Below are 19,999 nucleotides of genomic sequence, written 5' to 3'. Positions count from 1 at the left end.
CACCCCGTCCTTGAGGCGCGGCGCGCTGGCGCGGCCGTCGGTCAGCGTTTTCAGGCGGGCGGCGAAATCTTCAAGCTGAGTCATGGCAGGCCATCTAGGGAATTTCCTCATCGGACGAAACCGGCAGGCGGCCGTTTTTCTTCGCCACCGACATCATTCGAAACAATAATCGTTGCGATGGGCACTGTTTTTCGCCGGAGAGCCTACCTATAGAGAGGGCATGAAGAGATTTTTCGGGTGGATACCGGACATAGCGAACGCCATGGTCCAGGGTCCGTGGGGCGGCAAGGGCGACGGCCCGGACGGCAGTGACGGCCAGGGCAAGGGCGACGAAGGCAAGGGGCGCGATGGACCGCGCAACCCCTGGACCCAGCCGGGACGCCCCGGCGCCAAGGGCCCTTCGGCGATCGAGGAACTGCTCCGCCGCAGCAAGGAAAGCTTCGGCCAGGGCGGCGGCGGCTTCGGCAATCTGCCGCCACGCCCGTCCGGCAAGGCACTGTGGCCCGCCGCCATCGGCATATTGGTGGTGCTGTGGCTGGTCCTGACCTGTTTCCACCGCGTGGGTCCGCAGGAGCGCGGCGTCGTCACCCTGCTGGGCAAATACAGCCGTACCCTCTCCCCCGGCATCAGCCTGACGCTGCCCGCGCCGCTGGAGAATGTGACGACCGTGGATGTCGAGGAAATCCGCACCATAGACATCGGTTCGACCCGGGCAGAGAGCGAGAATCTGGTCCTGACCGGCGACCAGAACATCATCGACCTCGCCTATTCGGTGCGCTGGAACATCCGCAGCCCGGAACTTTACCTGTTCCAGCTTTCCGACCCGGACTCATCCGTGCGTGAAGTCGCCGAAAGCGCCATGCGCTCCGTCGTCGCCAGCGTCAGCCTGGAGGATGCGCTGGGCGCCGGTCGTACCGAGATCGAGCAGCAGGTCGAGCAGCGGATGCAGGAAATATTGGACGGCTACCGTTCCGGCATCCGGGTGCAGGGCGTCGCGATCAAGCAGGCCGATCCGCCGACCGCCGTCAACGACGCGTTCAAGGCGGTGTCCGCGGCGCAGCAGACGGCGCAGACCTATCTCAACGAAGCCCGCGCCGCCGCGCAGCAGGTGACCGCCAAGGCGCAGGGTGAAGCCGCCGCCTTCGACAAGGTCTATGAGCAGTACAGGCTCGCGCCCGACGTCACCCGCCGCCGCATGTATTATGAAACCATGGAGGGTGTTCTGTCGAACGTCGACAAGACCATCGTCGAAAGCGGCAATGTCACGCCCTATCTGCCCCTTCCCGAACTCAAGCGCCGGGCGCAGGGCACTGCCGCGCAGGGCAGCGCGACCGTGGAGGGCCAGTGATGCAGAACCTTGTCCGCCATCCCGTCGCGCTGGCGCTGCTCGCCATCGCCGCGCTGCTGCTGATCGGCAGCACCATCGCCATCGTGCCCGAAACCAAGCAGGGCGTGATCGTGCGTTTTGGCGATCCCAAGAAGATCATCAACCGTTATCGCCCGAACGAGGATTTCGGCAAGACCGGCGCGGGCATCATCCTGCGCTGGCCGTTCATCGACCAGGTCGTCTGGATCGACAAGCGCGTCCTGTCGGTGGAGATGGAGCGGCAGCAGGTGCTTTCCACCGACCAGTTGCGCCTCCAGGTCGACGCCTTCGCCCGGTACCGCATCGTCGATCCGCTGCGCATGTACATCGCGGCGGGCAGCGAAGACCGGGTGTCGGACGCGCTGCGCCCGATTCTGGGCTCCGCGCTGCGCAACGAACTGGGCAAGCGGCCTTTCGCGGCGCTGCTCTCCCCTGAACGGGGCCAGGTGATGGACAATATCGAGGCGGGCCTTAATCGCGTCGCCCGGCAATATGGCGCGCAGATCGTCGATGTGCGGATCAAGCGCGCCGACCTGCCCGACGGCGCGCCGCTGGAAAGCGCGTTCACCCGCATGCGCACGGCGCGGGAGCAGGAAGCGCTCACCATCCGCGCCCAGGGCGCGAAGCAGGCGCAGATCATCCGCGCCGAAGCGGATGCCAACGCCGCCCGCATCTATTCGGAAAGCTTCGGCAAGGACGCCCAATTCTATGATTTCTATCGCGCCATGCAGGCCTATCGCTATACTTTCGCTCCGGACCGGCAGGGGTCGACCACGATGGTCCTTTCCCGGGACAATGATTTCCTGAAGCAGTTCCAGGGACACTGATTTCATTACGGAACCAGCGTCATTCAATGAGGGTTAAGGCTAGGCGGCGCATCCCGCTCATCGCAGAGTCCCGCCTTTCCTTCGCCAAGTTCATGAGAGGACCGTCACGAGTGCGTTACGCTTATGCCATTACCGGCGCCCTGCTGCTCGGCGGCACCGCCATAGCCGTTACCTCCAGCCCGAATGTCGGCGCGCAGATCGCCCAGAATGAGGGCATGCAAGCCGCTGCGCCGGCCGGCGCCCCGGCGAGCCTGGCCGACATGGTCGAAAAGCTGCAACCGGCGGTGGTCAACATTTCCACCAAGCAGCGCGTCCAGGTGCAGAACCCCTTTGCCGGCACGCCCTTTGGCGACCTGTTCGGCGCTCCGGGCGGAAAGCCCCAGACCCGACAGGCGCAATCGCTGGGGTCGGGCTTCATCATTTCGGCTGACGGCTATATCGTCACCAACAACCATGTGGTGTCGGCCGGAGCGGAAGGCGCGAGCGTCGATTCCATCACCGTCACGCTGACCAACAGCGAGGAATATCCCGCCAAGCTGGTGGGCCGCGACCCCGCGACCGACATCGCCGTGCTCAAGATCGAGCCGAAGAAGGCCCTGCCCTTCGTCAAGTTCGGCGACAGCACCAAGGCGCGCGTCGGTGACTGGGTGATCGCCATCGGCAATCCCTTCGCCCTGTCGGGCACGGTGACGGCCGGCATCATCTCCGCCGTGCATCGCGGCACCGGGGGCACCTACGACAAGTTCATCCAGACCGACGCGTCGATCAACCAGGGCAATAGCGGCGGCCCGATGTTCGACATGCGCGGCAATGTGATCGGCATCAACAGCCAGATCCTCTCGCCCTCCGGCGGCAATGTCGGCATCGGCTTCGCCATTCCTTCGGAACAGGCGGCACCCATTGTGGACACCCTGCGCAAGGGCCAGGCCGTCAAGCGCGGCTATCTGGGTATCCAGATCAGCCCTCTGGGCGAGGATCTGGCCGATTCCCTGGGTCTCGCCAAGAATCGCGGTGAGTTCGTCCAGGGCGTGGAGCCGGGCAAGGGCGCCGACAAGGCCGGGATCAAGGCGGGCGACGTGATCGTCAGCGTCGCGGGCCAGGAAGTGACGCCGGACCAGAACCTGTCCTCCATCGTGGCTTCCCAGCCGATCGGCGCGCGCGTCCCCATCGTGCTGCTGCGTAACGGCCAGCGCCAGTCGGTGACGGCGGTCGTGGGCGAACGCCCGTCGGAAGACGAACTCAACGCCTTCGCCCAGAGCCAGGACGATGATTTCAGCCAGCAGCCGGACAACCCGTCCAGCAACGGGCAGGCCAGCCAGCAGTCGCTCGGCATTTCGGCCATTCCGCTGACCTCGACCATCATCCGCCAGCTCGGCATCGCGGCCGATACGCGGGGAATCGTGATCACCGCCGTCGACGGTTCGACCGATGCGGGCGCCAAGGGGCTGCGGCGCGGCGATGTCATCATCACCGCGAACAACCGCCCCGTCGCCACCCAGGCGGAACTCGACGCGCAGGTGAAGGCGGTGTCGGCGCAAGGCCGCAGCGCGATCCTGCTTCAGGTGCTGCGGCGCGGCCAGCCGGCCGTGTTCCTGCCGGTGCGGCTGCGCGACAAATAAGGCGCGCACCGCCCGTCGGGCAAAGAACTGAAAACCAGCCGATCGTTACGGGTCGCGCTTGCCGGAAGGGCTGCCTCGCCTCTACAAAGGGACGGCAGACTCCGGTGGGCGCGACCCGTCACCTTTTGGGAGAATGACGCGAAATGAGCGACGGCATCTTCATCGGCCTTGGCGCGCCGGACAAGGACGGCGGCATCCCCCAGACGCTGAACCTGCGCCGGGCCAACCGCCACGGGCTGATCGCCGGCGCGACCGGCACGGGCAAGACCGTGACGCTCCAGGGCATTGCCGAGGGCTTCTCCGCGCAGGGCGTCCCTGTTTTCCTCGCCGATGTGAAGGGCGACCTGGCGGGCATTTCCATGGCCGGTTCCCCCACCGCGAAAAATGCCGATAAGCTGGTCGCCCGCGCCCGGGAAATCGGCATCGACAATTACAGCTATGCCGACAACCCCGCCATCTTCTGGGATCTGTATGGCGAACAGGGACATCCCATCCGCACCACCGTCAGCGAAATGGGACCGCTGCTGCTTTCCCGCCTGATGGACCTCAACGAGACACAGGAGGGCGTGCTTTCCATCGCCTTCAAATATGCCGATGAGGAAGGGCTGCTGCTGCTCGACCTGGGCGACCTGCAGGCGATGCTGACCTATTGCGCCGAAAATGCCGACAGCCTCTCCGCCCGCTACGGCAATGTGACCAAGGCCAGCGTCGGCGCGATCCAGCGGCAATTGCTTCAGCTTGATGCGCAGGGCGGCGATCATTTCTTCGGCGAGCCGGCGCTCGACATTCACGACATGCTGAAGGTCGACGAGAAAGGGCGCGGCTATGTGAACATCCTGGCCGCCGACAAGCTGATGCAGAGCCCCAAGCTCTACGCCACCTTTCTGCTCTGGCTGCTTTCCGAACTGTTCGAGACGCTGCCCGAAGTGGGCGATCCGGACAAGCCGGTGCTCGTCTTCTTCTTCGACGAGGCCCATCTCCTCTTCGACGATGCGCCCAAGGCGCTGACCGACAAGATCGAGCAGGTCGTGCGCCTGATCCGCTCCAAGGGCGTGGGCGTCTATTTCGTGACGCAGAACCCGATCGACATTCCGGAGGATGTCGCGGGCCAGCTCGGCAACCGGGTGCAGCACGCCCTGCGCGCCTTCACCCCCCGCGACCAGAAGGCGATCAAGGCAGCGGCGGATACCTTCCGCGTCAATCCGGACCTGAACGTCGAAACCGCGATCACCGAACTCAAGGTAGGGGAGGCACTGGTGTCGCTGCTGCAGGAGGACGGATCGCCCGGCATCGTCCAGCGCACATTGATTGCGCCGCCCCGCTCGCGCCTTGGCCCGCTCGATGCGAAGGAACGGGCGATCATCCAATCCATATCCCCCTGCGCCGGCAAATATGACATGTCGGTCAACCGCGAATCCGCAGAGGAGATCCTTGCCGCGAAAGGTCAGGCCGCTGTCGCCGCGGCACAGGCCGCCAAGGCCCAGGCCGAAGCCGACAGGGCCGCCGCCGCGCAGGCCAAGGTCGAGGCCAAACAGCGCGAGGCTGAACTCAAGGAACAGGCCCGGCAGGACGCCGCCGCCGCGCGCGAAGCCGCCAGGCCATCATCCTTCGACAAGGCGATCCAGTCCGCCACCCGCTCGGCCGCCTCATCGGTCGGGCGTCAGGTCGCCAATGAACTGGGCCGCGCGGTCTTTGGCGGGTCGAGCCGCAGGTCGGGCGGAATTGCGGGGCAACTGGTGCGCGGCATCCTGGGCAGCCTGTTCAAATAAGCGGGGGAGAAACATCATGCGAGAGACGATCATCTTCACCATGCGCGCGAGTGCCGTGGCCATGAGCGCACTGGGCCTGGCACTGACCTTGCCCGTGCGCGCGCAGGATTATCGCGACCTCCACCGCGCTGCGGACGCCGCGATCGCCAGCGATATCGCCCGCGACCGCCAGGCCGAGCGCGACGCAAGGCGCCAACCCTATGTTTCGCCCGGCTACGGACCGATCCGGACAGCGACGGCAGCACGCAATGCCTGCGCCGCCAAGGCGCGGGAGGAAGCCGGGCCAGGCGCCAGGATCCTGGGACGGATCGCCGCCAGCACCATGTCGACCGGATGGGAAGTCGAAGGCGAGGTCCGCCCATCTGGCGACAGCGGCGCCGTGCCCTTCGTGTGCTCGGTCCGCAATGGTTCGGTGAGCGGCATCCTGCTGCAGCCGGATCGCTGAAGAACCCTTACCGGGCTGGCTGATTTGGGTGGAGAGCGAGCCGGCAGCTTTCATTGCGATAATGCCGCAAGGTAACATTCGTTAACCTCTCCTTTTTTTGGTTATAAGATAGAATTTCGTTAGAAATATTGTGGACGAAAGCCGGCATGGGAATACGATCTACATTTCACTATTCCATGCTCGCCTTTGCTTTTTTGTTGCCCCTGTCGGGATGCTCAATCGGAGAAACTCGATTCAGCTATAGAATAACAACAGAAATATACGTTAATGGCCATAAGTTTTCTGGATCAGCAGTTAGACGGGTTTCCTTGCGAGAGATGTCGGGTCCGATGGCAACCGCTCCTTATCGTGCAAGGATGCATGGCGAAGCTGTTGTCATAGACATGGGACGATTAGGTAAAGCATTTACGTTGCTCTACCGGGCTGAGCCTGATGAGGGGCTGACATATGGTGACGGATGTACCGGAGATGCTGTAACCAACTATATCATTGCGCGTATGAAGCGTAATGCAGGTTGTTCAAATGCGGCCGAACATATTGAACATTTCAAGAATAGCAAAATAGCCCTTGAATTTTATGGAGAAACCACCCCTACTACAGTCAAGTTCACCAATTTGGATCATCCGGAATCGATAGATTATTTGAACAAAACCTTCAAAATACGTTATTTTATTTCCACATCAGAAGCTGACGTGACACACAGAATATTCTCCGACATCCCTTGGCTTCATCGCTTATTTAAAAAGCGGTTGGACGGTGGGGTATTAGTGCCTGCAGGGTCAAATCCCCTTTCATCCATCATTGGAGGTGAGGAATTTAGCACCGAACCTCCTTCCAATCAGCAACCTTGAACGCGCTTTTGGGGCAGAGGCTTCCGCCGGTGGACGTCCACAAATGATCCAAACCTCCCGTCCCAACGCCCTCCACGCCGCCTAAAGCCAAGCCTTCACCGCCCCAAATATTGCTGCGCCTTTCCGTTGTCGCTGTGGTTGCGGGGATCATTGTGCAAGCGCTAAGGAGAGCGCATGCGAAGTCCCTCCATTCCCGTCCATCCCCTGCGCTTCGGCAATTTTCGGGCTTATCTGCTGGGTCGGCTGACGGCCGTGCTGGCGCAATATGGCATGATGATCGTGCTGGCCTGGCAAGCCTATAATGTCGCGCGCGAGACGATGAGCACGGGCGCGGCTTCCGCGCAGCTTGGCCTGATCGGGCTGGCCCAGTTCCTGCCGCTCTTCTTCCTGACTCCCGTGACGGGCTGGGTGGCCGACCATTTCGACCGCCGCATGATTACCCGCTGCACCCTGTTTCTGCTGGTGCTGGCGTCGGGAACCCTGGCCTTTGCGACTTATCAGGGCTGGGTCAGCCTGCCGCTGATCTTCGGCATCGCGGCGATCGTCGGTGTTGCCCGCGCCTTCAACGGCCCGGCCTACAGTGCGCTCGCCCCCAATCTGGTGCCCCGCGAGGTGCTGCCCAACGCCATCGCCATTTCAAGCGTCGTCTGGCAGACGGGGATGATCGCCGGTCCGGCGCTGGGCGGCTATGCCTATGCCATGCAGCCCTGGGGCGCCTATGCGATGGCGTCGGGCCTGTACGCTGTCGCCCTGCTCTGCATGCTGCTGATCGGTCCTGTTCCCCAGCCGCCCCGCGATGCCACCCGCCACCCGGTGCGCCAGATGATCGACGGCCTGACCTATGTCCGCACCAACCGGCTGGTGCTGGCGACCATCACGCTTGACCTGTTCGCCGTGCTGCTGGCCGGCGCGACCGCCTTGCTGCCGGTCTATGCCCGCGACATATTGCATGTCGGATCGGCGGGCCTGGGCCATCTTGCCGCCTCGCCCGGCATCGGCGCGGGCGTCACCGCGCTCTTCTTTTCCTTTCGCCCGATGAAGACGGAGGTCGGGCTCAAGATGCTGGGCGCGGTCATCCTGTTCGGCATCGCCACCATCATCTTCGGTTCCACCGCCTTCCTGCCGCGCGCCATTGCGCCGGAAGTCGGGATCGGTGCGCTGATCCTGCTGGGATCGGCTGACATGGTGTCGGTCTATGTCCGCCAATCGCTGATCCAGCTCCACACGCCCGACCAGATGCGCGGCCGCGTGTCCAGCCTGTCGCAACTCACCATTTCCGCCTCCAATGAACTGGGCGAGGCCGAGTCCGGCTTTCTTGCCGCGCTGGTCGGCCCGGTCGCGGCGGTGATCAGCGGCGGCATCGGCGCCATAATGATCACGCTTATCTGGGCGAAGCTCTTTCCAGAACTCCGCCTTGCCCGTACCTTCGACCCACCCGAAACAAGGGCGGCCGAGCCCACGCAGGAGAAAGTGCAATGAAGGCATCCAGTATCTTGGAAACCATCGGCAACACGCCGCATATCCGCGTCAACCGGCTGTTCGGCGACGCCGAAGTCTGGATCAAGTCCGAACGCTCCAACCCTGGCGGATCGATCAAGGACCGAATCGCCCTCGCCATGATCGAAGCGGCCGAGGCGTCGGGCGACCTGAAACCGGGCGGCACCATCATCGAGCCGACGTCCGGCAACACCGGTGTCGGACTGGCCATGGTGGCGGCGGTCAAGGGGTACAAGCTGATCCTCGTCATGCCAGAGAGCATGAGCCTGGAACGCCGCCGGCTGATGCTGGCCTATGGCGCCAGCTTCGACCTGACGCCGCGTGAGAAGGGCATGAAGGGCGCGATCGAGCGCGCGCTGGAGCTGGTCGACCAGACGCCCAATAGCTGGATGCCCCAGCAGTTCGAGAATCCGGCGAACATCGACGTGCATGTGCGCACCACCGCGCAGGAAATCGCCACGGATTTCGTCGACGCGCCGCTTGACGCGCTGATCACGGGCGTCGGCACCGGCGGCCATATCACGGGCGTCGCGCAGGTACTGAAACAGCTTTGGCCCCACCTCAAGGTCTATGCTGTCGAGCCGACCCTGTCCCATGTCATCAGCGGCGGGCAGCCCGGCCCGCACCCGATCCAGGGCATCGGCGCGGGCTTCATCCCGGCGAACCTCCATACCCAGTTGCTGGATGGCGTGATCCAGGTCGATCCCGCCGACGCCAAGGAGTTCGCCCGCCGCGCCGCGCGGGAGGAAGGCGTGCTGGTCGGCATTTCGTCCGGCGCGACACTGGCCGCCATTCACCAGAAGCTGCCGGAACTGCCGGCGGGCAGCCGCGTTCTGGGCTTCAATTATGACACCGGCGAACGCTATCTGTCGGTGCCCGACTTCCTGCCCGAATAAAGCCGGAAGCAGGCGAGAGCCGGACCGGGCATGACCGACGCACATCTCACCAGCCAGCCGCATCGCCTGATGTGGCTGCTCTGGCTCATGCTGTTCGTCGGCCTTCCGGCTTTCGTCGCCATGTGGGAGACGCGCATACCCCTGAACAAGCCGCGGCGGGAAGCGGCCGCAGCGGTGCGGCCCGCGCACGCGCCAAGCCCGCCACCCCTGGTGGCGCCGACGGAAATCTATGCGCTGGGCCGTGATCAGGCGCGGGCGTTCAACGCCACCATCCCCTTTTCCCGCCTTCCCAACCCCGCGGCGCGGCCCTTCCTTTTCTCCGGCTCGCCCATCGATTTCGCCCGCGCCACGGACTGTCTGGCCGCCGCGCAACTCTATGAGGCTGGCGATGATGCCGTGGGCGAGCGTGCCGTCGCGCAGGTCGTGCTGAACCGCGTACGGCATCCCGCCTTTCCCAAGACGGTCTGCGGCGTGGTCTTCCAGGGACAGGAACGCGCTACGGGGTGTCAGTTCACCTTCACCTGCGACGGCGCGCTTGCCCGATCGCCAACGCAGGCGGCCTGGGAAAGGGCGCGGGACATTGCGCGGTCGGCACTGGCGGGCAAGGTGTACAAGCCAGTCGGCTATGCCACCCATTACCACACCGATTGGGTCGTGCCCTATTGGAGCGGCAGTCTGGACAAGATCACGGCGGTAGGCTCGCATCTTTTCTTCCGCTGGCGTGGCTGGTGGGGGACGCCCCCCGCCTTCCGTCGGGCAGGCGAGGACGGCGAACCGCTGGTGCAGCGCATTGCGCGCCTTTCAGCCGCGCATCAGGGGGATCCGGATGCGCCTGCCGGCCCGTCGCCGCTCGTCCTGGCTGGCGGAACTGTGGCCGATCTCGCCGCCCGGCCCCAGCAGATGATCGGGACGGATTCGCTGGGCCGGACAATGGCCGGCGTGCGGCTGATCGCCATCGCGCCGGGGGCCAGGAGCTTCCTGGTCGAGCTGGGACGTGCCACCTCCCCCGACAATTGGCCCGCCATGGCGCAGACCTTCTGCGCCGGACGCCCGGAATGCCGGATCATGGCGTGGCGGATGGGAACCGCGCCGGGCGGCCTGCCCTTGTCGGGCGACCAGATGGAAAGCATGGCCTTCGCCTATATCCACAACAGCGCCACGGGATTGCAGCGCGCGCTCTGGAATTGTCTTCAGACGCCGCGCGGCAAGAAGGATGAATGCATGCTTCAGCGGAACCCGAAGGCGGCGGCTCCACCCCCGCCCGCCACTGCGCCGGAACTGGCGGGCGTGCGCCGGAAGGAGCGGTTTGAAGTGGTGAAGATCACGCCGCCCCCGCCGGCCGTCACGCCTCCTGCCAAGCCCTGAAGCGGGACTGGGTCCTCTCCTATTCCGTTTCGTCGAATATCCCGAGGCGCGGCAGCGCGCCGATGCGGGCGACCAGTTCGGACTGGCGGCTGCAGTCCAGCTTCACATAGATGTTCTTGATCTGCGTCCGCACCGTGTTGAGCGCCACGCCGCGTTCCTGCGACAGTTCCTCCAGTCCCTGCCCGCGGCAGAGCGCCTCGGCCACATCCGCCTCCGCTTTGGTGAGGCCGTAGAGCGCGCGGATGCGGCTGGCGAGGCTCATGTCCCGGTCGGTGGGATCGGTGGCGATGACGACGATCTGCCGTTCCATGCCGACCCGCAGCGCGGCGATCGAGAGCACATAGGGCAGGCCCTGGTCGCGGTGGACGAAGATGGCGCTTGCCTGCCCGCCCTGCCGCGCCGCCGCCGCGCGGAACGCCGTCTGCAGCGCTTCATCGTCGCGCGGATCAAGCGCCTTCAGCTGTCGCTGGCGCAAGCTGAGCGCGTCGCCCCGGCGGAGAAGCAGGTCGGCCAGATGATTGCAGTCGATCAGCGCGCCATTGGGACGAAGGGTAAAGACGGCATGACCCACCATGTCGAGCGTCGCATGCAGGGACCGGCCATAATGGCGCGCGCGGTCCAGCTTGCTGCGGATCGCGAACATGCGGCCGATATGATCGATACTGTCTTGCACCGCACGCAGTTCCGCTTCGCTGAAGGGTTGTTGCGCGCGGCCGCGATGCAGGCCGATATGCCCCGTCGTCCCATCCTTCTGGATCACGCCGCCCAGGCAATGGAAGGTGTCGTCGCCCATTCCCCTGATCCACTCATTGTAGATCCGGCTGGCCTCATAGGTCGGGGCCGGAACAAGAGCCTCGACATTCCAGACGCGATTGACCGTCTCGGCCCGCTCCAGCGCGATACCCCATAGGTCGTCGCCCTGGAACTCTTCGTCATAAAGCGCCATCTGCGCTTCGGAAAAATAGCCGGAATAGGAAATTTCGGCGATATGCTGGGGGGTGCGTCCCCAATGCAGGACGCCCGAACGGGCACCGAGCGCATCGGCCAGCGTCAAAGCCAGCCGGCCGAACGCCGCATCATCGATCGCAGCGTCGTAGATATCCTCCGTGCGGATCACAGCCCTGCCCCAAAATTTACCAATTTCCCCCTCGACGCGGAATATACGCAACTCTGCTTTGCCGCATTGCACAGATCAGACATTCGGCCATTCAAATCGCTGAAAAATCAGATAATGCTGCCGCCGTGCCGCGCAATCCGCCCCCCCTCCCCGGCCGTTCAAAATACGGCGGCTGGCTTCCGGTCTTCGCATTGGCGGCCATCACCTTGCTGGTGCAAGGCTGCACACTGATGTCGCTGGGCGTGCTCCTGCCCGGCATGGCAGCCGATTTCGGAAGCGTCGGCGGCGGCATCACCCTGTTCCTGCTGGCGATGAGCCTTGCCAGCCTGGCGGCCGGTTGGGCCCTGGAAAGGCTGGGCATCCGGCCGTTGCTGCTGACCGGCATCCTGTTCAGCGCATCCGGTTTCGCGCTGGCGGCCATGGCGCAACAGCGGCCTGCCCTGATGGCCGGCATGGCGTTGTCGGGCCTTGGCGTCGGTGCATCGACCATCGTGCCGGGCATCGCCGTCATCACCCGGCATCATGCGCGACGGCGCGGCCTGGCCCTCGCGGTCTTCCTGGGCGCCGCCGTCATCGCGGGCGCGATCGTGCCGCCATTCGTCGGTGCCGCCATGGCGCATTGGGACTGGCGCATCGCCATGCTGCTATGCGTCGGGACGATCCTGCTGGCCTGCCCGCTGCTGGTCCTGCTCGTCCCGGGCCAGCGGACGGACGCGGAGGGCAAACCGGCGGATAGGAACCCGATCCGCCCCGCCCTGCTGAACGCGAACTTCCTCCGGCTGCTGCTGGCGCTGACCCTGTTGCAGCTTGCCATCAACGGAGTGCTGTTCGCGGCGGTGGACAGGCTGATGGAACAGGGCTTCGGCCAGTCCAGTGCCGTGCTGGCCTATAGCAGCGCCAATCTGCTCGGCCTGCCGGCGCTGCTGACGGGTGGCATGCTGGCGGACCGGCTTGGCGCACGGCGGAGCCTGCTCGCAACGGCGCTGCTGCTGGCGATGGGAACCGCGACACTGCTGGGCGCCGGCATGAGGGACGGGGCGGGCGTCTGGCTGTTCGTCCTGCTCTGGGGGGTCGGGAGCGCGCTGCCGGGCCAGTCGGGATCGATGCTGCTGGCCGAATTGACAGAAGCCGAAGCGTTCCCGCGACTGCTTGGCCTCAACACCGCGGTCGTCAGCCTGCTGGGCGCGCTCGCGCCGCTCTGGACGGACCAGATGCGCGCGGCGGGCGGCGGCTATGCCCTGCCCATAACGGTTTACGCCGCGCTGGCGCTGGCGGCGGCGCCTCTGATCGCATCGGTGCGCCCATCAAAGGCCGATGCTGGCTGACAGGCCAAGGGTGCGCGGCCGTTGCGCCATTTCGCGCAGCGGTGATCCGGTCACCGGCACCAGATCCGCATTGCGATAGAGCGGCGTCCTGCTGTCGAGCAGATTGTCGGCAAAAACCGACAATTGCCAGCCGTCGCGGCCCAGCCCGACGCGCAGGAACAGAAGGTCGCTTGCCTCGCCGGCATAGACCCGCGGATCATAGGCGATCGACCGGGTCGAGGGCGCGCGGCGGATGCGCCCCGCATGCCGCCATTCGGTCCGGACGAATCCTTCCAGACGCCCCGGCAGGGTCAGGCCATATTCCGCCGCCATTGTCGCGGACCAGCGCGGCACATAGGGAATGCGGTCCCCCACGGCGACGATCGCCGCGCCGGGAAGGCCGACATTGCGGCGGAAGCGCGCATCGACGAAGCCAAGGGAGAAATCCAGCGCCAGCCGCCGCAACGGCTCGGCCTGCAGGGCGAGCTCAACGCCGCGGTTCCGTGCCGCGCCCAGATTATCGACATAGGAAAAGCCGCAATGGGGCAAGGTAACGGACTGCTGTATCCGTCGCCAGTCGATCCGAAAGGCCGCCAGCGACAGGCGAAGCCGCTGATCGGCCAAGCCGGCCTTCACCCCCAGCTCATAGCTCCAGAGCGCATCCGAGCCATAGCTGTCCGGCGCGGCGGCACGGCCCAGAGCCGAAAGATCGGCGGCGCAACTGGTCGCCGGCACCGTTCCATTGGTCCCTCCGGCGCGAAAGCCCTTGCCCGCGCTCAGATAGATCAGGCTGTCTTTCCCCGGCCGCCAAGACAGGCTGGCATAGGGGATGAGGGGCGTGTCGCTTTGACGCCTTGGCCCGGTGACGTTGCGGCCGCCGGCAAAAGGCCCTTCCGACATCAGGCGAAAGCGCAATGGATCATGCGACAGACGCAGGCCGCCCGTCGCCTCCCAGCCGGGCGCGAATGTCCAGTTCGCCTGCGCGAAAGCCGCCAGCGTACGCTCACCGATCTGCTGGCGGCTATGATAGCTCTGTCCGCCGGGAAGAAGCGGCAGGCCGAAAATCTCCTCGACCGACAGGCCGAGCTGCGATTGCGCCAGATCGACGATCCCCGGTTCCACGACACGCTGTTCCATGACGATCCGCGACCGGCTGTAGAAACCGCCGATGAGCCAGCGAAGGGGCGCCTGCGGGTCAGCCGAAGCCATGCGCAGCTCCTGCGTGAAAACGGACTGGTCGACGGTCGTCCGGCTATAGCTGCCGCCCGGCGTGCGGATGCCGGGTATCATGCCGCCCAGGACGATCTCCCCGAAATATCCGGAATAGTCGACGATCTGGCGGTTGCGGCGATCCAGCCATGCGGTGACGCTGGTGAGCGTGGCGCCGTCCAGTTCCAGCCGCGCTGTCAGGCTGGGCAACAGGAAGCGGTCGCGACCCGGCTGACGCAGGCTGGCGGACTGACGGAAGGGGCCAAGGCCGCTTTCGTAAAAGGGCAGGTCGCCTCTTGCCGTCCGCTGGTAGAATAATGACGGCGTCAGCTCCAGCCGCTCGCCAAGAGCCATCTTGGCGGCAAAACGCAGGGCCATCGCCGCGTCATGATCGACATTCTTCTCGATCAGCGCGCCCGACGCGGGATCGAACCGATCGACGACACCCGCATCGCGGCGATAATAAGCGCTGACGCGCGCGCCGATCCGGCCAGGCAACAGGGCGCCGCCCAGCGCCGCCTGCGCCTCCCGGTTCAGCCCCCCTCCGGCGACGGACGCAAGTTCGCCGCTGGCGCGCAGTTCCCAACCCTCCAGCCGGGGTTGCCGGGTCAGGGCGCGGATCGTGCCGCCCATGGAATCGGCCCCGAACAGCGTGCCCTGCGGACCACGCATCACCTCCACCCGATCGAGGTCGAAGCGGCGCAGGTCGGGATTGCCCGCCACCTCCAGCGACCGGATCTGGACCGGGACATCATCCACATAGAGGCCGACCGTCGCGGCCCCGATGGGAGAGAAGACGCCGCGCATGATCGGCTCCTGCGCACCGAACGCGCCCAATGTCGGCGTGCTGAGCTGAGGCACGACGCCGCTCAGATCCGCCAGCCGGGCAATGCCGCGCCGTTCCAGTTCGACCGCATCAAGGCGAACGAGGCTGATCGGAACGCTTTGCTCCGCCTCGGCCACGCGGCGTGCGGTGACCAGGACCGTCCTTGAGTCAGCCACATGCCGCCCGGCTTCTTCCTCCTGCGCCATGACAGGTGCCGCCATGGCCAGCGCGAACGGGCAGCACATATGCACGAACAGGCGCGCCAGGAATGGAAGGGGTTGAAAGCGGGCGGGAATCACCCGATCTCTCTACAGCAACGACCTGATGCGGCAACCAGTCGGAATCAGGCGCTTACCCCCTTCACAAAGGACGGTGCCGGTCCTATATGGGCTGTTCAAATCCGGCCCCTGCAACGCCTTCGGGTGAAGTTGGGACCGTCCCCCGGATCGCCCGGGGACTGGTTTCGTTTTTAGCGCACGGAACCGGCGGGATTGGGCGAAAACGGCGGGTCACAAGACGCTGACAGTGCGGATCGGACAGTCCCGGCCCGCACTTTTTTGCGTGGCGATGAAGGGGCGAATCACCCCGGAAATCGACAGGCCAGGCTGAATTTTCGCTGCGATGCGAAAAAATGCGACGAACAACCAGGCAGGATACGCAATGGCGACCAAAGCTCTCCCCACGATCAGCAATACCGGCGCGAAGAAGCGCATCAGAAAGGTATTCGGCGACATCCACGAAGTGGTGCAGATGCCCAACCTGATCGAAGTCCAGCGGGAGAGCTATGAGCAGTTCCTCCGTTCCGACCCCTCGATCGGCTATGTCTCCGGCCTGGAAAAGACCCTGCGCTCGGTCTTCCCGATCCGCGACTTCGCCGGCACCGCCGAAATGGATTTCGTCCATTACGAGCTGGAAGACCCGAAATATGACGTCGAGGAATGCCGCCAGCGCGGCATCACCTATGCGGCGCCGATGCGCGTCACGCTGCGCCTCATCGTGTTCGAGGTGGACGCCGACACCGAAACCCGCTCCGTCCTGGATATCAAGGAGCAGGATGTGTACATGGGCGACATGCCGCTCATGACGCAGAACGGCACCTTCATCGTCAACGGCACCGAACGCGTCATCGTGTCGCAGATGCACCGTTCGCCGGGCGTTCTGTTCGACCATGACCGGGGCAAGACCCACTCTTCGGGCAAATATCTGTTCGCCGCCCGCGTCATTCCCTATCGCGGTTCGTGGCTCGACTTCGAATTCGACGCCAAGGACATCGTCAACGTCCGCATCGACCGCAAGCGCAAGCTGCCGGTGACGGCGCTGCTCTATGCGCTGGGCCTGACGCCCGAGGACATGCTGGGCTATTTCTACAACAAGGTGACCTTCGTCCGCGGCGAAGGCGGCTGGCAGATCCCGTTCACCGCCGAGGCGTGGCGCGGCCAGAAGCCGGCCTTCGACATCGTCGATGCCAAGTCGGGCGAGGTCGTGTTCGCCGCCGGTCACAAGATTTCGCCCCGCGCCGCCAACAAGGCGGAGAAGGACGGCCTGGAAACGCTGCTGATCCCGACCGAGGAAGTCTATGGCCGCTACAGCGCCTATGACCTGATCAACGAGTCGACCGGTGAAATCTACATCGAGGCGGGCGACGAAGTGTCGCCGGAGAATCTCGAGAAGCTGGACAAGGCGGGCATCGACCGTCTCGAACTGCTCGACATCGACCATGTCACCACCGGCCCCTGGATTCGCAACACGCTGAAGGCCGACAAGGCCGAGGAACGCGATCAGGCGCTGGCCGACATCTACCGCGTGATGCGCCCTGGCGAACCGCCGACGAAGGAAACCGCCGAAGCCCTCTTCGCCGGCCTGTTCTTCGATCCGGAGCGCTATGACCTCTCGGCCGTGGGCCGCGTGAAGCTCAACATGCGCCTCGACCTCGACGCCGAGGATACCGTCACCACGCTCCGCACCGAGGATATCCTCGCCGTGGTCAAGGAACTGGTGAACCTGAAGGACGGCAAGGGCGAGATCGACGATATCGACAATCTCGGCAACCGCCGCGTGCGTTCGGTGGGCGAGCTGCTGGAAAACCAGTATCGCGTCGGCCTGCTGCGCATGGAACGCGCCGTCAAGGAGCGCATGTCGAGCGTCGACGTGTCGACGGTGATGCCGAACGACCTCATCAACGCGAAGCCCGCCGTGGCCGCGGTGCGCGAGTTCTTCGGTTCCTCGCAGCTTTCGCAGTTCATGGACCAGACCAACCCGCTGTCGGAAGTCACCCACAAGCGCCGCGTGTCGGCGCTTGGGCCGGGCGGTCTGACCCGCGAGCGCGCCGGCTTCGAAGTCCGCGACGTTCACCCGACCCATTATGGCCGTATCTGCCCGATCGAAACGCCCGAAGGCCCGAACATCGGCCTGATCAACTCGCTGGCCACGTTCAGCCGGGTAAACAAATATGGCTTCATCGAAACGCCCTACCGCAAGGTGATCGACGGCAAGGTGACGAACGACGTCGTCTATCTGTCGGCGATGGAGGAGGCCAAGCACACCATCGCGCAGGCGAACGCCGAACTGAACCCCGACGGCACGCTGGCCGAAGACCTGATCTCGGCGCGTGAAGCGGGCGAGTTCCTGATGGCGCCCAAGGACCACATCACCCTGATGGACGTCAGCCCCAAGCAGCTGGTGTCGGTTGCGGCCTCGCTCATTCCGTTCCTGGAAAACGATGACGCCAACCGCGCGCTCATGGGATCGAACATGCAGCGTCAGGCCGTGCCGCTGGTCCGGGCCGAGGCGCCGTTCGTCGGCACCGGCATGGAAGGCACGGTTGCGCGGGACTCCGGTGCCGCGATTGCCGCTCGCCGTGCGGGCATCATCGACCAGGTCGACGCGACCCGTATCGTGATCCGCGCCACCGGCGACATCGAACCCGGCCAGTCGGGCGTGGACATCTACACGCTGCAGAAGTTCCAGCGCTCCAACCAGGACACCTGCATCAACCAGCGTCCGCTGGTGAAGGTGGGCGACCTGATCGAGGCCGGCGACGTCATCGCCGACGGTCCGTCGACCGAGTTTGGCGAGCTGGCGCTGGGCCGCAACACGCTGGTCGCGTTCATGCCCTGGAACGGCTACAACTATGAAGACTCCATCCTGATCTCCGAGCGGATCGTGAAGGACGACGTCTTCACCTCGATCCATATCGAGGAGTTCGAGGTCATGGCCCGCGACACCAAGCTGGGTCCGGAAGACATCACCCGCGACATCCCGAACGTCGGCGAGGAAGCGCTGCGCAACCTCGACGAGGCGGGCATCGTCTATATCGGCGCCGAGGTGGAGCCGGGCGATATCCTGGTCGGTAAGATCACCCCCAAGGGTGAATCGCCGATGACCCCGGAAGAAAAGCTGCTCCGCGCGATCTTCGGTGAAAAGGCGAGCGACGTGCGCGACACCTCGCTGCGCCTGCCGCCGGGCGTTGCTGGCACCGTCGTCGAAGTCCGCGTCTTCAACCGCCACGGTATCGACAAGGACGAGCGCGCCATGGCGATCGAGCGGGAGGAAATCGACCGCCTCGCCAAGGACCGCGAGGACGAACGCGCCATCCTCAACCGCGCGACCTTCAACCGCCTGCAGGAAATGCTGCTGGGCCAGACGGCCACCGCCGCACCCAAGGGCGTGCGCAAGGGCATCGAGATCGACGAGGCCCTGCTGGGCGAAGTCGAGCGTCATGAATGGTGGAAGTTCGCGGTCGCTGACGATACCCGCCAGGCCGGCATCGAAGCCGTCAAGGCGCAGTATGACGAAGCGGTGAAGCTGATCGTCGAGAAGTTCGAGGATCGCGTCGACAAGCTGCAGCGTGGCGACGAACTGCCCCCGGGCGTCCTGAAGATGGTCAAGGTCTTCGTCGCGGTGAAGCGCAAGCTGCAGCCGGGCGACAAGATGGCCGGCCGTCACGGCAACAAGGGCGTCATCTCGCGCATCCTGCCGATCGAGGACATGCCGTTCCTGGAGGACGGCACCCATGTCGACATCGTGCTCAATCCGCTGGGCGTGCCGTCGCGCATGAACGTGGGGCAGATCTTCGAGACGCATCTCGGCTGGGCTGCCCGCGGCCTTGGCCAGCAGCTCAAGCATGCGCTGGAGGACTGGCGTGAAGCCAATCCGAACGCGCAGGGCGGCGAGATGCCGGATGCGGTCAAGACCCGTCTGCTTGAGACCTATGGTCCGCAATATGCCGACCAGATCGAAGGCCGCACGGCCGAGCAGATCGTCGATCTTGCCGAACATCTTGCCCGCGGCGTGCCGATGGCGACCCCGGTGTTCGACGGCGCCCGCGAAGCGGACGTGTCGGCGATGCTGGAGCTGGCCGGCCTGCACTCGTCGGGTCAGTCGGACCTGTTCGACGGGCGCACGGGCGACAAGTTCGACCGCAAGGTCACTGTCGGCATCATCTACATGCTGAAGCTGCACCACCTGGTCGACGACAAGATCCACGCACGCTCCATCGGCCCCTACAGCCTCGTCACCCAGCAGCCGCTGGGCGGTAAGGCGCAGTTCGGCGGCCAGCGCTTCGGTGAAATGGAGGTGTGGGCGCTCCAGGCCTATGGTGCCGCCTACACGCTGCAGGAAATGCTGACGGTGAAGTCGGACGACGTGGTCGGCCGTACGAAGGTCTACGAGGCGATCGTCAAGGGCGACGACACGTTCGAGGCCGGCATCCCCGAAAGCTTCAACGTGCTGGTCAAGGAAATGCGCTCGCTGGGCCTCAACGTCGAACTCGCCGCGATGGACGAGGTCGAGGAAGACGGCGACGGCTTCGCGCAGGCGGCGGAATAAGGGTGCCAGGCGCCGTCTCCCGAAGACAGTGCCCTCCCCTGTCCTCGCCACAGAATTTTACCCTCTAGAGGGACTTGAGAT

The 19,999-nt window shown here is 64.9% G+C and carries 13 protein-coding genes; 11 read left to right on the top strand and 2 right to left on the bottom strand.

Annotation, left to right across the window (positions count from 1 at the left end; translation table 11 throughout):
- The first annotated feature begins 220 nt into the window (after positions 1–220).
- From hflK to ACN9MX_RS00170, 9 genes are all read left to right on the top strand, one after another.
- Positions 221–1,348: an FtsH protease activity modulator HflK gene (hflK, locus tag ACN9MX_RS00210; RefSeq protein WP_363830918.1), complete on the top strand. Its 1,128-nt coding sequence runs from the start codon at positions 221–223 to the stop codon at positions 1,346–1,348.
- Entirely contained in the window at positions 1,348–2,193 is an 846-nt protein-coding gene (gene hflC, locus ACN9MX_RS00205; RefSeq protein WP_363739470.1) for a protease modulator HflC, read from the top strand. Before hflK ends, hflC begins: the two co-directional genes overlap by 1 nt.
- 110 nt (positions 2,194–2,303) lie before the next feature.
- On the top strand, positions 2,304–3,812 hold the full coding sequence (locus tag ACN9MX_RS00200; RefSeq protein ID WP_363739468.1) for a Do family serine endopeptidase: 1,509 nt from the start codon (positions 2,304–2,306) through the stop codon (positions 3,810–3,812).
- Positions 3,813–3,955: 143 nt separating this feature from the next.
- Positions 3,956–5,581 (top strand): helicase HerA-like domain-containing protein, encoded by a 1,626-nt coding sequence (locus ACN9MX_RS00195; RefSeq protein WP_363830921.1) that lies wholly within the window; start codon positions 3,956–3,958, stop codon positions 5,579–5,581.
- Positions 5,582–5,597: 16 nt separating this feature from the next.
- A complete protein-coding gene (locus ACN9MX_RS00190) occupies positions 5,598–6,026 on the top strand; it encodes a hypothetical protein (RefSeq protein ID WP_363830924.1) in 429 nt (142 codons plus the stop codon).
- A 329-nt stretch (positions 6,027–6,355) separates the two neighbouring features.
- On the top strand, positions 6,356–6,877 hold the full coding sequence (locus ACN9MX_RS00185; protein ID WP_363739462.1) for a hypothetical protein: 522 nt from the start codon (positions 6,356–6,358) through the stop codon (positions 6,875–6,877).
- A gap of 174 nt (positions 6,878–7,051) precedes the next feature.
- Complete coding sequence (locus ACN9MX_RS00180; RefSeq protein ID WP_363830928.1) at positions 7,052–8,356, top strand: MFS transporter; 1,305 nt, start codon at positions 7,052–7,054, stop codon at positions 8,354–8,356.
- On the top strand, positions 8,353–9,270 hold the full coding sequence (gene cysK / locus ACN9MX_RS00175; RefSeq protein WP_363739458.1) for a cysteine synthase A: 918 nt from the start codon (positions 8,353–8,355) through the stop codon (positions 9,268–9,270). The genes ACN9MX_RS00180 and cysK overlap by 4 nt, the downstream gene beginning before the upstream one ends.
- 30 nt (positions 9,271–9,300) lie before the next feature.
- Positions 9,301–10,635 (top strand): cell wall hydrolase, encoded by a 1,335-nt coding sequence (locus tag ACN9MX_RS00170; protein WP_363830930.1) that lies wholly within the window; start codon positions 9,301–9,303, stop codon positions 10,633–10,635.
- Between the two features lie 19 nt (positions 10,636–10,654).
- Here ACN9MX_RS00170 and ACN9MX_RS00165 read toward each other — a convergent pair whose 3' ends face one another.
- Complete coding sequence (locus ACN9MX_RS00165) at positions 10,655–11,752, bottom strand: helix-turn-helix transcriptional regulator (RefSeq protein ID WP_363753174.1); 1,098 nt, start codon at positions 11,750–11,752, stop codon at positions 10,655–10,657.
- 125 nt (positions 11,753–11,877) lie between these two features.
- On the opposite strand from ACN9MX_RS00165, the gene ACN9MX_RS00160 reads away from it, so the two are divergent.
- Complete coding sequence (locus ACN9MX_RS00160) at positions 11,878–13,077, top strand: MFS transporter (protein WP_363830933.1); 1,200 nt, start codon at positions 11,878–11,880, stop codon at positions 13,075–13,077.
- On the opposite strand, the gene ACN9MX_RS00155 is transcribed toward ACN9MX_RS00160, so the two are convergent.
- Positions 13,057–15,390: a TonB-dependent receptor gene (locus tag ACN9MX_RS00155; RefSeq protein ID WP_363830936.1), complete on the bottom strand. Its 2,334-nt coding sequence runs from the start codon at positions 15,388–15,390 to the stop codon at positions 13,057–13,059. The genes ACN9MX_RS00160 and ACN9MX_RS00155 overlap by 21 nt on opposite strands.
- Positions 15,391–15,751: 361 nt before the next feature.
- Between ACN9MX_RS00155 and rpoB the strand changes: the two genes are divergently transcribed.
- Positions 15,752–19,918, top strand: coding sequence for a DNA-directed RNA polymerase subunit beta (gene rpoB / locus ACN9MX_RS00150; protein ID WP_363739449.1), 4,167 nt, complete (start codon positions 15,752–15,754; stop codon positions 19,916–19,918).
- The last annotated feature ends 81 nt before the right edge of the window (positions 19,919–19,999 follow it).

Origin of the sequence: Sphingobium sp. R-21, from assembly GCF_049913335.1 — a bacterium.
In the GTDB taxonomy this organism is placed as follows: Bacteria; Pseudomonadota; Alphaproteobacteria; order Sphingomonadales; family Sphingomonadaceae; genus Sphingobium.
The sequence above is the reverse complement of the archived record's forward strand: the minus strand, read 5'-3'. Positions and strand labels throughout refer to the sequence as shown.